Below are 14841 nucleotides of genomic sequence, written 5' to 3' on the forward strand. Positions count from 1 at the left end.
TGCCAAATGCTACGAAATCGTTATAATGTGCGACTTTGGTTCCCCCGACAGCAGGTTTAGACCTCTGAAAAGGTGACAATTGCGTTTCGAAGGTATATTTTGTTTTTTACCGGAAAATCGCAGGAGATAGCAGCACAATGGCTGATAAATTCCATATCTTAGTTTTAAACGGACCGAACCTGAACATGCTCGGTACCCGCGAGCCTGAGAAGTACGGCACGCTGACATTGGGTGAAATTGTTAACCGTCTGGGAACGGAAGCCGCGTCGCTCAATGTGGATTTGGATCATTTTCAGTCAAACGCGGAGTACGCACTCATCGACCGTATTCATCAGGCTAAAGACAATGTGGACTATATCCTGATCAATCCGGCCGCGTTTACGCACACCAGTGTTGCTATCCGCGACGCACTGCTCGCGGTGAGTATCCCGTTTATCGAGATCCACCTGAGTAACGTGCACGCCCGAGAGCCGTTTCGCCACCATTCGTATCTGTCGGATATCGCTGCCGGCGTTATCTGCGGACTGGGTGCTGACGGCTATTCATACGCTTTACAGACAGCGGTAAAACGCTTGTCACAATCAAACTAAACAAGAGTACGGAACCCACTCATGGATATTCGTAAGATTAAAAAACTGATCGAGCTGGTTGAAGAATCAGGCATCTCCGAACTGGAAATTTCTGAAGGCGAAGAGTCTGTACGCATCAGCCGTGCAGCACCAGCCGCTAGCTTCCCGGTAATGCAGCAAGCTTATGCTGCGCCAGTGCAGCAGCCTGCGCTTTCCGCAGCCGTTGCGCCAGCAGCTGAAGCCGCACCTGCCGCTGCAGCAGAAATCAGTGGTCACATCGTACGTTCCCCAATGGTTGGTACTTTCTACCGCACCCCGAGCCCGGACGCGAAGGCGTTCATCGAAGTGGGTCAGAAAGTCAACGTAGGCGATACCCTGTGCATCGTTGAAGCGATGAAAATGATGAACCAGATCGAAGCAGACAAATCAGGTACTGTGAAAGCGATTCTGGTCGAAAGTGGTCAGCCGGTTGAATTTGACGAGCCGCTGGTCGTCATCGAGTAACGAGGCGAACATGCTGGATAAAATTGTTATCGCCAACCGCGGCGAGATCGCACTGCGTATTCTTCGTGCCTGTAAAGAACTGGGCATCAAGACCGTCGCTGTGCACTCAAGCGCGGATCGCGATTTAAAACACGTATTGCTGGCGGATGAGACGGTCTGTATTGGCCCGGCTCCGTCCGTAAAAAGCTATCTGAACATCCCGGCTATCATCAGCGCCGCTGAAATCACCGGCGCGGTGGCAATTCATCCGGGTTACGGCTTCCTCTCTGAGAATGCCAACTTTGCTGAGCAGGTTGAACGCTCTGGCTTTATCTTCATCGGCCCGAAAGCTGACACCATTCGCCTGATGGGCGACAAAGTGTCTGCCATCACCGCAATGAAAAAAGCCGGTGTTCCAACCGTACCAGGTTCTGACGGCCCTCTGACCGACGATATGGATGCTAACCGTGCTCATGCTAAACGCATTGGCTACCCGGTGATCATCAAGGCGTCCGGCGGCGGCGGCGGTCGCGGTATGCGCGTTGTGCGCAGCGACGCTGAACTGGCTCAGTCCATCTCCATGACCAAAGCTGAAGCGAAAGCCGCTTTCAGCAACGACATGGTGTACATGGAAAAATACCTGGAAAACCCACGCCACATCGAAATTCAGGTGCTGGCTGACGGTCAGGGTAACGCAATCTATCTGGCAGAACGTGACTGTTCCATGCAGCGTCGTCACCAGAAAGTGGTCGAAGAAGCACCCGCACCAGGTATTACCCCGGAACTGCGTCGCTACATCGGCGAGCGTTGCTCCAAGGCGTGTGTCGATATCGGCTATCGCGGTGCAGGTACCTTCGAGTTCCTGTTCGAAAACGGCGAGTTCTACTTCATTGAGATGAACACCCGTATTCAGGTTGAACACCCGGTTACCGAAATGATCACCGGCGTTGACCTGATCAAAGAACAGCTGCGTATCGCTGCAGGCCAGCCGCTGTCCATCAAGCAGGAAGAAGTTGTGGTGAAAGGCCATGCGGTAGAATGCCGTATCAACGCCGAAGACCCGAACACCTTCCTGCCAAGCCCGGGTAAAATCACGCGTTTCCACGCGCCGGGTGGCTTTGGTGTACGCTGGGAGTCGCATATCTACGCTGGTTACACCGTACCGCCGTACTATGACTCAATGATCGGCAAGCTTATCTGCTACGGCGAAAACCGTGATGTGGCGATTGCCCGCATGAAAAATGCCCTGCAGGAGCTGATCATCGACGGTATCAAAACCAACGTTGATCTGCAGATGCGTATCATGAGCGACGAGCACTTCCAGAATGGTGGAACCAACATCCACTATCTGGAGAAGAAACTCGGTCTGAACGAGAAGTAATACAGCATCTTTGCGAAAAGGCCGGATTATCCGGCCTTTTTTATTTCTGGGGCCTGGAAAGCCTCATCATGTACAATCCCCGCTTTCTTCATCCACAAGGGACAAAAAATGGACAAACGTTTTGTTCAGGCCCATAAAGAAGCGCGCTGGGCGCTGTGGCTGACCCTTCTTTATCTCGCAGCATGGTTAGTAACCGCTTACTTACCAGATTCAACAGCAGGTATTACCGGCCTGCCGCACTGGTTTGAAATGGCGTGCCTGCTGGTACCACTGATTTTCATTCTCCTCAGTTGGTTTATGGTGCGCTTTATCTTCCGCGATTTCCCGCTGGAGGATAGTGATGCAAACTGAAATCATCACCGTACTGGTTGTCTATTTGATCGTCGTGTTTGGCCTCTCTTTCTATGCCATGCGCAAACGCAGTACCGGATCGTTTCTGAGCGAATATTTCCTCGGCAGCCGTTCGATGGGCGGGTTTGTGCTGGCGATGACGCTGACCGCGACTTACGTGAGCGCCAGTTCGTTTATCGGCGGGCCAGGAGCCGCATACAAATATGGCCTGGGCTGGGTATTACTGGCCATGATTCAGGTGCCCACCATCTGGTTGTCGCTGGGCGTTCTGGGCAAAAAATTTGCCATCCTTGCCCGTCGCTATAACGCCATAACGCTGAACGACATGCTGCAGGCACGTTATCAAAGCCGCGCGGTGGTCTGGATTGCCAGTATCAGCCTGATTGTCGCCTTCGTTGGCGCCATTGCCGTTCAGTTTATTGGCGGCGCGCGCCTGCTGGAAACGGCAGCGGGTATCAAGTACGAGACTGGCTTGCTCATCTTCGGGATCACGATTGCGCTGTACACCGCGTTTGGCGGTTTCCGCGCCAGCGTGCTGAACGACACGATGCAGGGCATGGTGATGTTGATAGGCACTCTGGTGCTGCTGGTTGGCGTCATCTACGCGGCAGGCGGCTTACACAATGCGGTAGAAACGCTTGAGCAGATTGACCCGAAACTGGTCAGCCCCCACGGTGCTGATGATATTCTGACGCCCGCGTTTATGACCTCCTTCTGGGTGCTGGTCTGCTTTGGCGTGATCGGTTTGCCGCACACCGCCGTGCGCTGTATCTCCTATAAAGACAGCAAAGCCGTTCATCGGGGGATTGTGATTGGTACCGTCGTTGTCGCCCTTCTGATGCTGGGTATGCATCTGGCGGGCGCGCTCGGACGGGCCGTATTACCTCACCTGACCGTGCCGGATCAGGTGATCCCAACGCTGATGGTACAGGTTCTGCCGCCGTGGGCCGCCGGGCTGTTCCTTGCGGCACCGATGGCAGCGATCATGTCCAACGTTAACGCGCACCTGCTTCAGGCTTCCGCTACCATCATCAAAGATCTGTTGCTTAGCGCGCGTCCGGCTAAAATGCATAATGAGCAGAAGCTGAAACGCATCTCAACCTGGACCACGCTGGTGCTCGGCATTCTGATGATGCTCGCCGCATGGCGTCCGCCTGAGATGATCATCTGGCTGAACCTGCTGGCATTTGGTGGGCTTGAAGCCGTATTCCTGTGGCCGCTGGTGTTAGGGCTCTACTGGGAACGTGCAAACGCGGCGGGCGCGCTGAGCGGCATGATTGTCGGCGGTGTGCTGTATGCCGTCCTCGCAACGTTTAAGATTCAGTACCTGGGCTTCCATCCGATTGTGCCTTCGTTACTGCTAAGTTTACTGGCGTTTGTGGTGGGGAACCGTTTTGGTCAGCCCGTCCCACAACCCGCTATGATTTCTACTGATAAATAAAGAGTTTTGCCATGCCGTGGATCCAACTAAAACTGAATACAACTGGCGCAAACGCCGAAGAGCTGAGCGATGCGTTGATGGAGGCCGGCTCGGTTTCCATCACCTTCCAGGACACGCATGACACGCCTGTCTTCGAGCCACTGCCGGGCGAAACCCGCCTGTGGGGTGATACCGACGTTATTGGCCTGTTTGATGCCGAAACCGACATGAAAGAGGTCGTCGCAATTCTGGAAAACCATCCTCTGCTCGGCGTGGGTTTTGTGCACAAAATCGAACAGCTGGAAGACAAAGACTGGGAACGCGAGTGGATGGATAACTTCCACCCTATGCAGTTCGGCAAACGTCTGTGGATCTGCCCAAGCTGGCGCGACGTTCCGGATGAGAACGCGGTTAACGTGATGCTCGATCCGGGCCTGGCATTTGGTACCGGCACTCACCCAACCACCTCCCTGTGCCTGCAGTGGCTGGATGGTCTGGATCTGGACGGCAAGACGGTGATCGACTTCGGTTGCGGATCCGGGATCCTGGCCATTGCGGCACTGAAACTGGGTGCAGCAAAAGCCATCGGGATCGATATCGATCCGCAGGCCATTCAGGCCAGCCGTGATAACGCCGAACGCAACGGTGTCTCCGATCGTCTGGAACTGTATCTGCCGGATGCGCAGCCAGAAGCCATGAAAGCCGATGTGGTGGTCGCAAACATTCTGGCAGGCCCATTACGCGAACTGGCTCCGTTAATCAGCGTGCTGCCCGTTGAGGGCGGTCTGCTTGGACTTTCGGGTATCCTGGCAAGCCAGGCGGATAGCGTTTGCGAAGCCTATGCCGATCTCTTTGCGCTCGACCCGGTGGTAGAGAAAGAAGAGTGGTGTCGTATTACCGGCCGTAAAAAATAAGCCCTGGGCGTGGTCATCAGGCCACGCCTTATCTCGTTTTGCTGCATAAAACCGCCTCCCTCGTCTCTGAATATCTTGTCCTAAAATGAGAGCCAGATCTCAAAGATGGCGGTAAAACTGTTGCTAAAAACAGCAGATTATCCCGCTTCAGCGAGGCATTTATTCAGAAATGATGAGAAGTTACGGGAAATTGTAAGCGTACATAAAACAAGCATTATCGCATAACACAATGATTTACATGGTGAATAATTTTTAACAGAGCGATTGAGCGGCGATTCCTTGATCTACAACAGAGGATTGTTCAAAGTTTGGCCTTTCATCTCGTGCGAAAAATGCGTAATATACGCCGCCTTGCAGTCACAGTATGGTCATTTCTTAACTCATGCGCATCGGACACCACCAGCTTAGAAATCGCCTGATCGCAGCCCCTATGGCAGGTATTACCGACCGGCCGTTCAGGACGCTGTGCTATGAGATGGGAGCCGGTTTAACCGTATCCGAGATGATGTCGTCTAACCCGCAGGTATGGGAAAGCGATAAATCCCGCCTTCGGATGGTGCACATTGATGAACCAGGTATCCGCACCGTGCAAATTGCCGGAAGCGTGCCTGAAGAGATGGCAGATGCCGCGCGTATTAACGTGGAAAGTGGTGCCCAGATTATTGATATCAATATGGGTTGCCCGGCCAAAAAAGTGAATCGCAAGCTTGCAGGTTCAGCCCTTCTGCAATACCCCGACCAGGTGAAATCTATCCTGACGGCGGTTGTCAGCGCAGTGGACGTTCCTGTTACGTTGAAGATTCGCACGGGTTGGTCGCCGGAACACCGTAACTGTGTAGAGATTGCCCAACTGGCCGAAGACTGTGGCATTCAGGCCCTGACCATCCATGGACGCACTCGCGCCTGTTTGTTCAATGGTGAAGCTGAATACGACAGCATTCGGGCAGTTAAGCAGAAAGTTTCCATTCCGATTATCGCGAATGGCGACATAACTGACCCGCTTAAAGCCAGGGCTGTACTCGACTATACGGGAGCTGATGCTCTGATGATAGGACGTGCAGCTCAGGGAAGACCCTGGATCTTCCGGGAAATCCAGCATTATCTGGACACTGGGGAGCTGCTTGCCCCGCTGCCTCTGGCAGAGGTTAAGCGCTTGCTTTGTTCGCATGTTCGGGAACTGCATGACCACTACGGTCAGGCAAAAGGGTACCGAATTGCGCGTAAACACGTCTCCTGGTATCTCCAGGAGCACGCTCCAGATGACCAGTTTCGGCGCACATTCAACGCCATAGAGGATGCCAGCGAACAGCTGGAGGCGTTGGAGGCATACTTCGAAAATCTTGCGTAATGAAATAAAGAGCTGACAGAACTATGTTCGAACAACGCGTAAATTCTGACGTACTGACCGTTTCTACCGTTAACTCTCAGGACCAGGTAACTCAAAAGCCCCTGCGTGACTCGGTTAAACAGGCACTGAAGAACTATTTTGCTCAACTGAACGGTCAGGATGTTAATGACCTGTATGAGCTGGTACTGGCTGAAGTTGAACAGCCACTGTTGGACATGGTGATGCAATACACCCGCGGTAACCAAACCCGCGCTGCGCTGATGATGGGTATCAACCGTGGTACTCTGCGTAAGAAACTGAAAAAATACGGCATGAACTAATTTCGATTAGCGAAATGCATGTTTAAAAAGGCGCTACCTGGCATGGGGATGCGCCTTTTTTATTGCCCGCACCTGTGACCGTCAACGCTTTGTAAACCTTCACTTATCCCGCTTTTAAACCGCGACGTTTCGTGTATATTTCCACCACATTACTGACTCTCTTCTCGCGGAATGACACAATGATTCGTAAATACTGGTGGCTGGTTGTCTTCGCAATCTCTATTTTCATTTTCGATGCACTCCTGATGCAGTGGATTGAACTGATGAGCACCGAAACCGATAAGTGTCGCAATATGAACTCCGTCAATCCGCTGAAATTAGTGAACTGTTCAGAACTCGACTAAGCCTCTTTCCCCGCCAGCTTCCCTGTTATTACCCACTAAAAACAGGGATTTAAATCCCTTTGAGCCATTACCTTCCGATGATAATGTCTCGCCCTTCTCAACCGCTCTGGCGTAACGTCAAACTCGAGTAGAACCGACCATGCTGGTTAGCCAATACAACCATATCCTTGTAGTCCTCTCCTTTGTTGTTGCTATCCTTGCCGCGTATACCGCGCTGAATATGGCCGCGCGCGTTGCCGGGAGCCAGGGTGTCGCAGCCCGTATCTGGCTGGCTGGCGGCGGGATTGCCATGGGTATTGGCGTGTGGGCGATGCATTTCATCGGCATGCTGGCGATGGACCTCTCCATGAGCATGAGTTACAACGCCAATCTGACGGTGTTATCCATGATCATAGCGGTGGGTTCGTCACTGTTTGCGCTGTGGCTCGTCAGCTGCGAGCAATTGCGTTTGCGCCGTCTGTTGCCCGGGGCGTTAGTGATGGGTAGTGGCATTGTGGCCATGCATTACACCGGTATGGCAGCGCTGGAGGTCACACCGGGTATTATCTGGGACAAGCTATGGGTCGCCATTTCGGTCGCCATTGCACTTGCCGCTTCACTCGCGGCATTGTGGCTGACGTTCCGCTTGCGCCAGGAAGCCGCTCAGGTCGTACTGATGCGCATGGGTGCTGCCATCACCATGGGGATTGCCATTGCCGGTATGCACTACGCCGGAATGAAAGCCGCACAGTTTCCAATGTCGACGATGGTGCACCATGACGGCATTAACGGGAGCTGGCTGGCGGTGCTGGTCAGCGTTGTTGCTCTCTCTATTCTTGGGATCAGCCTGCTGGTGTCGATGCTGGATGCCCGCCTTCAGGCACGTACCGCCCTTCTTGCCTCATCACTTGCAGAGGCTAACCGGGAACTCGCGCAGCTGGCGCTGCAAGATACGCTAACGCGTCTGCCCAATCGTGTACTGCTGGAAGACCGACTCGATCAGGCCATCTGCAAAGCCGCTCGTGAAGGCAGCAATTTTGCCTTGATGTTCATGGATCTTGACGGTTTTAAAGCCATCAATGACGCCTACGGCCATGATATCGGTGACAAGCTGCTGGTCGCCGTGACGCAGCGTCTGTTGCTTCCCCTGAAAGGCCAGTTCACCCTTGCACGTATCGGCGGTGATGAGTTTGTTCTGCTGGCAGAAGGAGAAGGTCCGGACGATGCGGCTTCTCTGGCAAACTCACTGGTTCGCGCGATAGATAGCCCGTTCAATCTCGATCCCTATGAACTGATGGTGACACTCAGCATTGGTATCGCATTGTATCCTCACGACGGCAAAACCGAGCGTGAGCTGATGTTTAATGCGGATGCAGCGATGTACCACACCAAACATATGGGACGAAATGGCTACCACTTCTTCCAGCCCTCCATGAACACTCTGGCGCAGACCCATCTCCAGTTAATGAACGACCTGTGGATGGCTATTAATCGTGATGAGCTCCGCCTTGTTTATCAGCCAAAATTTCACGCGCCAGCTGGCCCTGTCCTCGGTTTCGAGGCGTTACTGCGCTGGCAACACCCGAAACAAGGATTACTGACGCCAGACCTTTTTCTGCCGCTGGCGGAAAAAACGGGGCTCATCATTCCCATCGGTAACTGGGTAATCAATGAAGCCTGTCGCCAGTTGAGGGAATGGCATCTTCAGGGCCATCAAAGCTGGTCGATGGCCGTAAACCTCTCGACATTGCAGTTTGAACAACCGTCACTGGTAAAAACCGTTCTCGACTGTCTGGCGCACCACAATGTGCCACCGGAAAAGTTGATCCTCGAAGTGACGGAAACCACGGCAATGAGTAACCCGGATGAGAGTGTACGGGTGTTGACGGAGCTGACCGATGCGGGTGTGAAAGCCTCCATTGATGACTTTGGTACCGGATATTCGAGCCTGCTGTATCTCAAGCGTTTACCGGCCTGTGAATTGAAGATCGACAAAGCATTTGTGAAAGAGTTAAGTGGGGAAAGCGGAGATGCAACCATTGTCTCGGCGATTGTGGCTCTCGCAAAAACACTCAACCTGAAAGTCGTGGCTGAAGGTGTAGAAACCGAAGCACAGCAAACCTTTTTGACAGAGCTAGGCTGTAACACCCTTCAGGGTTATCTGTTAGGTAAACCTGTCAGCGCACAGACCATAGAGGCGCTTTGTGCCAGGGGAGAAATGTTACCTGACGCTGAGCAGTAAGCATCATCGGGCGATACTCGGATGACAGGGAGTGTCGCCAGAATGCTATCGACCAGTGCCGGAGCCTGCTGATATAGATTAAAACTGTCGTTATTCATTAACCAGTTTTTAATTATTCCGCTAAAAAAACCGTGAAATACAATCAAAGTAAGATCAACATTTACCTGTGCCGAAATGCTTTTTCGCGCAATACATGCCTCCAGCGTGGCACGTAAATAGTCATAATTGAATCCAATGCGCTTTCTGATTTCACTCTCTTGAGTCATATCATTGCTGAATTCACACTTATGATACAAAATTTGTAAAAGTGCACATTGTCGGGGCTCACGCGCAATATATTGCAATGCAGTAATAAATTGCTCACGAAGTATTAACAACGGATCATCATTTTCAGAAACAGAAAGTCTGTCGCGAATAATGTCCCGAAGTGGTAATTGCTGTTCCCAGATGGCATTAAATATTTCTGATTTACTGGTAAAGTGCCAGTAGATCGCACCGCGCGTAACCTTAGCAGCATCAGCGATATCCGTCAGCGTCGTGTTGGCCACGCCACGCATCGCAAACTGTTCAATAGCCGCTTCGATCAGCTGCTGTCGGGTTTGTTGAGCCTCTTCTTTCTTTTTACGCGCCATAGATAACTACTCGTTACTCACAAGATTTGTACGTCATACCGGGTTCAGTTGAAGGAAAGTATTCACCAAAATCAGTTTTAATTTTGCACAAAAAAAGTCAATTAACTTAATTTATAATTAAGGTAAATACATAAGCACAATTAAATTCACCAAATGAATAGCATGAGAAATTAAACCCTATTTATCTGATTAACACGCCAGAAGTATAACGCTGATTACACCGGGTCTGATTCTGATTTTTCCAACATAGTTGGTCATTCGCACTTATAAATTAAAAAACATTAAATACCCTCATTATTATACGCAGCTACATTTTATTTTTATCCCTCTGCCCCAGCTACCGAGCCACGGCAAATATCGGTTAATGGGTATTTAAAGGAACAGTAATGACAAATCATTTCAGACGCTTGCCCTTATCCGGTTTCATTGTCTGTGCGGTACTGCTCACTGGATGCGATGGACAGGAAAATCATCAACAACATCCACAGGCACCTCAGGTCAGCGTCCATATAGTGAAAAGCGCCCCTCTGGCTGTCACCACTGAACTCCCGGGCAGAACAGATGCATTTCGCGTTGCGGAGGTTCGCCCGCAGGTTAGCGGCATAATCCTCCGTCGCAATTTCACGGAAGGGAGCGATGTTAAAGCAGGTGAGTCACTTTACCAGATTGATCCCGCGACCTGGCAGGCGGCCTATGACAACGCCAAAGCCGAACTGTTGAAGTCTCAGGCAGCAGCGAATATCGCGCATCTGACGGTGAAGCGTTATCTCCCGCTGGTTGGCACACAATATGTGAGCAAACAGGAATACGATCAGGCAGTGGCGACGGCTCAACAGGCAGACGCCAGCGTTGCCGCCGCCCAGGCAGGTGTGGAATCTGCACGTATCAATCTTGCCTATACCAAAGTGACGTCACCTGTCGCTGGTCGCATCGGTAAATCCAGCGTAACTGAGGGAGCGCTGGTGACGAGCGGACAGGCCACCGCGCTGGCAACAGTCCAGCAGCTTGATCCGATTTATGTCGATGTCACACAGTCCAGCAATGATTTCATGCGGCTGAAACAGACCAGCCTGCAGAAAGGCGATGCCACCAGCACCGTTGAGTTGCTGATGGAGAATGGTCAGCCCTATCCGCTGAAAGGCACATTGCAATTCTCTGATGTTACCGTCGACGAAAGTACCGGTTCGATTACCCTGCGTGCCATTTTCCCCAATCCTCAACACCTGCTGCTACCTGGTATGTTTGTTCGCGCCCGCATTGATGAAGGCATACAGCCGGATGCCATTCTGGTTCCACAGCAAGGTGTGACGCGCACACCGCAGGGCGACGCTACCGTACTGCTGGTTAACGACAAAAACCAGGTGGAATCACGTACCGTTGTTGCGCCTCAGGCCATTGGCGATCGGTGGCTGGTGACAGGAGGTTTAAAAAACGGTGACCGTGTGATTGTCAGCGGTTTACAGAAAGTCAGACCGGGGGCTACCGTCGTCGCCACGCCTGATACCACCACGACGCCAGCCAGTTAAGGGACGACGACATGGCTAATTTCTTTATTCAGAGGCCTGTTTTCGCCTGGGTACTTGCCATCATTTTGATGATTGCCGGCGGGCTGGCCATTCTCAAACTTCCCGTCGCACAGTATCCGACCATCGCCCCTCCCGCCGTGGCAATATCCGCGACCTACCCGGGAGCGGACGCTCAAACGGTGCAGGATACCGTGACCCAGGTTATCGAACAGAACATGAACGGTATTGATAACCTGATGTATATGTCCTCCACCAGCGATTCAGCGGGTAACGTCACCATTACGCTGACCTTCGAGTCAGGAACCGATCCGGACATCGCCCAGGTGCAGGTACAAAACAAGCTGCAGCTCGCCATGCCGCTGCTGCCGCAAGAGGTGCAGCAGCAAGGGATTGGCGTTGAGAAATCCAGCAGCAGCTTCCTGCTGGTCGCCGGTTTTGTATCAGACAATAAAAACCTTACCCAGAATGACATCTCCGACTATGTCGCTTCGAACGTCAAAGATGCCATCAGCCGAACGTCTGGTGTCGGTGACGTGCAGCTGTTTGGTGCCCAGTATGCGATGCGTATCTGGCTCGACAGCAATGCGATGAACAAATACCAGCTGACGCCGCTGGATATTATCAACCAGTTGAAAACGCAGAACGACCAGATAGCGGCAGGCCAGCTGGGCGGGACGCCATCCATCCCGGGGCAGCAGCTGAATGCCTCGATCATCGCGCAAACCCGCCTGAAATCACCGGAAGAGTTTGGCCGCGTGACGCTCAAGGTGAACCAGGACGGTTCCATGGTTCACCTGAAGGATGTCGCGCGTATTGAGCTGGGTGGCGAAAACTACAATATGGTGACAAAAATCAACGGGCAGGCGGCAACCGGGCTGGGGATTAAACTGGCAACCGGGGCAAACGCGCTGGATACGGCGGCAGCCATCAAGAGCAAGCTGGCGCAGCTGCAACAGTTCTTCCCGCAAGGTCTGAAGGTTGTCTACCCGTATGACACCACGCCGTTTGTGAAAATCTCCATCCACGAAGTGGTGAAGACCCTGTTTGAGGCGATTGTTCTCGTCTTCCTGGTCATGTACCTGTTCCTGCAAAACCTGCGGGCGACGCTCATCCCGACTATCGCGGTGCCGGTCGTTCTGCTGGGCACTTTCGCGGTTCTGGCGGCGTTCGGCTTCTCCATCAATACCCTGACAATGTTCGGCATGGTGCTGGCGATAGGTCTGCTGGTTGATGACGCTATCGTGGTTGTCGAGAACGTTGAACGCGTCATGGTCGAGGACAACCTGCCGCCAAAAGAGGCCACGCAGAAGTCGATGGAGCAGATTCAGGGGGCACTGGTGGGGATCGCTATGGTGCTCTCGGCGGTCTTTATTCCGATGGCCTTTTTTGGCGGCTCGACGGGGGCCATCTATCGCCAGTTCTCACTGACTATCGTCTCGGCGATGGCGCTGTCCGTGCTTGTTGCGCTGATCCTGACGCCAGCGCTGTGTGCAACATTGCTTAAGCCAGTCTCCAGCGATCACCATGAGCAAAAAGGTGGCTTCTTTGGCTGGTTTAATGCGCGCTTTGATCAGAGCGTGGAACACTACAGCAACAGCGTGAGCGGTATTTTGCGTAAGACCGGACGCTATCTGGTGGTGTACGTCATTATTGTCGGTGGGATGGCGGTGCTCTTCCTGCGCTTGCCCACCTCCTTCCTGCCCGAAGAGGATCAGGGGGTGTTTATGACGATGGTTCAACTCCCGGCAGGTGCAACCCAGGCGCGGACTCAGCAGGTTCTCGATCAGGTTCAGGACTACTATCTGAACAAAGAGAAAGCAAATGTTGAGTCCGTCTTTACCGTAAACGGCTTTAGCTTTAGCGGCCAGGGTCAGAACTCCGGTATTGCGTTCGTCAGCCTGAAGCCCTGGGAAGATCGCCCGGGGGAGAAAAATGGCGTCGAGGCCATTGTCGGTCGCGCGACGAAAGCCTTCAGTCAGATTAAAGACGGCCTTGTGTTCCCGTTTAACCTGCCTGCCATTATTGAGTTAGGTACTGCAACCGGCTTCGACTTTGAGTTGATTGATCAGGCTAACCTGGGGCATACCCAACTGACACAGGCACGCAATCAACTTCTCGGCATGGTGAAAGAGCACCCTGACCTGCTGGTGCGCGTGCGTCCTAACGGTCTGGAAGATACCCCTCAGTTCAAACTGGATGTTGACCAGGAGAAAGCGCAGGCATTAGGTGTCAGCCTTTCTGACGTTAACCAGACGATCTCGACTGCGCTGGGTGGCACCTATGTGAACGACTTTATCGATCATGGTCGTGTGAAAAAGGTTTACGTGCAGGCCGATGCCCGATTCCGCATGTTGCCAGGGGACATTAACAACCTCTACGTACGCAGCGCGAATGGAGAAATGGTCCCGTTCTCAGCCTTTAGCAACGCTCACTGGGTGTATGGTTCGCCCCGCCTGGAGCGCTATAACGGGATGCCCTCCATGGAGATCCTCGGTGAGTCGGCACCGGGTAAAAGTACCGGTGAAGCGATGGCTATGATGGAGAGTCTCGCGGCAAAACTGCCTTCCGGCATCGGCTATGACTGGACAGGAATGTCGTTTCAGGAGCGGCTTTCGGGTAACCAGGCGCCTGCGCTGTACGCCATTTCACTGATCGTGGTGTTCCTGTGTCTGGCAGCCCTGTACGAAAGCTGGTCTATTCCTTTTTCCGTCATGCTGGTTGTTCCGCTGGGTGTCATTGGGGCTCTTCTCGCAGCATCATTGCGTGGGCTAAACAATGACGTCTATTTCCAGGTCGGCCTGCTGACGACGATCGGTTTATCGGCGAAAAACGCCATCCTGATCGTCGAATTTGCTAAAGACCTGATGGATAAAGAAGGTAAAGGCCTTATTGAGGCCACGCTTGAAGCCTCAAGAATGCGCCTTCGACCGATTCTGATGACGTCCCTGGCCTTTATTCTGGGCGTCATGCCGCTGGTAATCAGCACCGGGGCCGGGAGCGGCGCGCAAAATGCCGTCGGTACGGGCGTTATGGGGGGGATGCTTTCAGCAACCCTTCTGGCGATTTTCTTCGTACCGGTCTTTTTTGTGGTTGTTCGGCGACGGTTTACTCGCCATAAGGATTAATGTTTCCCTGAAAGGCACCTCTGGTGCCTTTTTTATTTTTAACGTAAACAATGAATTAGGCATTAAAGAACACTCCCTTAAAAAAACGATTATTTGCATTAAGTAAAAACAGCATCTTGCAACTCCACAATTCCTCCATTAATTCACCCTGAAAACGACTTTTCTCCACGATTTTTACAAACTACATAATTTGAGATTATTCCTCGT

General features: G+C 52.6%; 13 protein-coding genes. 12 read left to right on the forward strand and 1 reads right to left on the reverse strand.

Annotation, left to right across the window (positions count from 1 at the left end):
- Positions 1–137: 137 nt before the first annotated feature.
- The 10 genes from aroQ (at position 138) to AAHF05_RS20355 (ending at position 9351) form a co-directional block, all read left to right on the forward strand.
- On the forward strand, positions 138–590 hold the full coding sequence (gene aroQ / locus AAHF05_RS20310) for a type II 3-dehydroquinate dehydratase (protein ID WP_028016989.1): 453 nt from the start codon (positions 138–140) through the stop codon (positions 588–590).
- 21 nt (positions 591–611) lie between these two features.
- Positions 612–1073 (forward strand): acetyl-CoA carboxylase biotin carboxyl carrier protein, encoded by a 462-nt coding sequence (gene accB / locus AAHF05_RS20315; RefSeq protein WP_010436174.1) that lies wholly within the window; start codon positions 612–614, stop codon positions 1071–1073.
- 10 nt (positions 1074–1083) lie between these two features.
- The gene (gene accC, locus AAHF05_RS20320) at positions 1084–2433 is read left to right on the forward strand and encodes an acetyl-CoA carboxylase biotin carboxylase subunit (protein WP_023333644.1); all 1350 of its coding nucleotides are present in this window, start codon (positions 1084–1086) and stop codon (positions 2431–2433) included.
- 108 nt (positions 2434–2541) lie between these two features.
- Positions 2542–2784, forward strand: a complete 243-nt coding sequence (locus tag AAHF05_RS20325) for a YhdT family protein (protein WP_028016988.1) — start codon at positions 2542–2544, stop codon at positions 2782–2784.
- Positions 2774–4225, forward strand: coding sequence for a sodium/pantothenate symporter (panF, locus tag AAHF05_RS20330; RefSeq protein WP_129324205.1), 1452 nt, complete (start codon positions 2774–2776; stop codon positions 4223–4225). The genes AAHF05_RS20325 and panF overlap by 11 nt, the downstream gene beginning before the upstream one ends.
- An 11-nt stretch (positions 4226–4236) precedes the next feature.
- Entirely contained in the window at positions 4237–5118 is an 882-nt protein-coding gene (prmA, locus tag AAHF05_RS20335; protein WP_028016986.1) for a 50S ribosomal protein L11 methyltransferase, read from the forward strand.
- 382 nt (positions 5119–5500) lie between these two features.
- A complete protein-coding gene (gene dusB, locus AAHF05_RS20340; protein WP_014885445.1) occupies positions 5501–6466 on the forward strand; it encodes a tRNA dihydrouridine synthase DusB in 966 nt (321 codons plus the stop codon).
- 23 nt (positions 6467–6489) lie between these two features.
- Positions 6490–6786, forward strand: a complete 297-nt coding sequence (gene fis / locus AAHF05_RS20345) for a DNA-binding transcriptional regulator Fis (RefSeq protein ID WP_000462905.1) — start codon at positions 6490–6492, stop codon at positions 6784–6786.
- A gap of 179 nt (positions 6787–6965) precedes the next feature.
- Positions 6966–7130, forward strand: coding sequence for a DUF2556 family protein (locus AAHF05_RS20350; protein ID WP_028016985.1), 165 nt, complete (start codon positions 6966–6968; stop codon positions 7128–7130).
- 139 nt (positions 7131–7269) lie between these two features.
- The gene (locus tag AAHF05_RS20355; RefSeq protein ID WP_374936419.1) at positions 7270–9351 is read left to right on the forward strand and encodes a putative bifunctional diguanylate cyclase/phosphodiesterase; all 2082 of its coding nucleotides are present in this window, start codon (positions 7270–7272) and stop codon (positions 9349–9351) included.
- Here AAHF05_RS20355 and envR read toward each other — a convergent pair.
- Positions 9267–9983 (reverse strand): acrEF/envCD operon transcriptional regulator, encoded by a 717-nt coding sequence (envR, locus tag AAHF05_RS20360; RefSeq protein WP_028016983.1) that lies wholly within the window; start codon positions 9981–9983, stop codon positions 9267–9269. The two genes, AAHF05_RS20355 and envR, sit on opposite strands and share 85 nt — an antisense overlap.
- A 386-nt stretch (positions 9984–10369) precedes the next feature.
- On the opposite strand from envR, the gene AAHF05_RS20365 reads away from it, so the two are divergent.
- Positions 10370–11509, forward strand: a complete 1140-nt coding sequence (locus AAHF05_RS20365; RefSeq protein WP_129324207.1) for an efflux RND transporter periplasmic adaptor subunit — start codon at positions 10370–10372, stop codon at positions 11507–11509.
- Between the two features lie 11 nt (positions 11510–11520).
- A complete protein-coding gene (locus AAHF05_RS20370; protein WP_129324208.1) occupies positions 11521–14634 on the forward strand; it encodes an efflux RND transporter permease subunit in 3114 nt (1037 codons plus the stop codon).
- Positions 14635–14841: the final 207 nt, after the last annotated feature.

The sequence above is a fragment of the Enterobacter adelaidei genome (assembly GCF_041937165.1).
Lineage (GTDB): Bacteria > Pseudomonadota > Gammaproteobacteria > Enterobacterales > Enterobacteriaceae > Enterobacter > Enterobacter adelaidei.

Excerpts from the sequence above, each read along its gene's own strand:
- envR (WP_028016983.1), bottom strand. The coding sequence starts at position 9,983 with ATGGCGCGTAAAAAGAAAGAAGAGGCTCAACAAACCCGACAGCAGCTG.
- AAHF05_RS20325 (WP_028016988.1), top strand. The coding sequence starts at position 2,542 with ATGGACAAACGTTTTGTTCAGGCCCATAAAGAAGCGCGCTGGGCGCTG.
- accC (WP_023333644.1), top strand. The coding sequence starts at position 1,084 with ATGCTGGATAAAATTGTTATCGCCAACCGCGGCGAGATCGCACTGCGT.
- dusB (WP_014885445.1), top strand. The coding sequence starts at position 5,501 with ATGCGCATCGGACACCACCAGCTTAGAAATCGCCTGATCGCAGCCCCT.
- accB (WP_010436174.1), top strand. The coding sequence starts at position 612 with ATGGATATTCGTAAGATTAAAAAACTGATCGAGCTGGTTGAAGAATCA.
- prmA (WP_028016986.1), top strand. The coding sequence starts at position 4,237 with ATGCCGTGGATCCAACTAAAACTGAATACAACTGGCGCAAACGCCGAA.
- AAHF05_RS20370 (WP_129324208.1), top strand. The coding sequence starts at position 11,521 with ATGGCTAATTTCTTTATTCAGAGGCCTGTTTTCGCCTGGGTACTTGCC.
- fis (WP_000462905.1), top strand. The coding sequence starts at position 6,490 with ATGTTCGAACAACGCGTAAATTCTGACGTACTGACCGTTTCTACCGTT.
- panF (WP_129324205.1), top strand. The coding sequence starts at position 2,774 with ATGCAAACTGAAATCATCACCGTACTGGTTGTCTATTTGATCGTCGTG.
- AAHF05_RS20350 (WP_028016985.1), top strand. The coding sequence starts at position 6,966 with ATGATTCGTAAATACTGGTGGCTGGTTGTCTTCGCAATCTCTATTTTC.
- AAHF05_RS20355 (WP_374936419.1), top strand. The coding sequence starts at position 7,270 with ATGCTGGTTAGCCAATACAACCATATCCTTGTAGTCCTCTCCTTTGTT.
- aroQ (WP_028016989.1), top strand. The coding sequence starts at position 138 with ATGGCTGATAAATTCCATATCTTAGTTTTAAACGGACCGAACCTGAAC.
- AAHF05_RS20365 (WP_129324207.1), top strand. The coding sequence starts at position 10,370 with ATGACAAATCATTTCAGACGCTTGCCCTTATCCGGTTTCATTGTCTGT.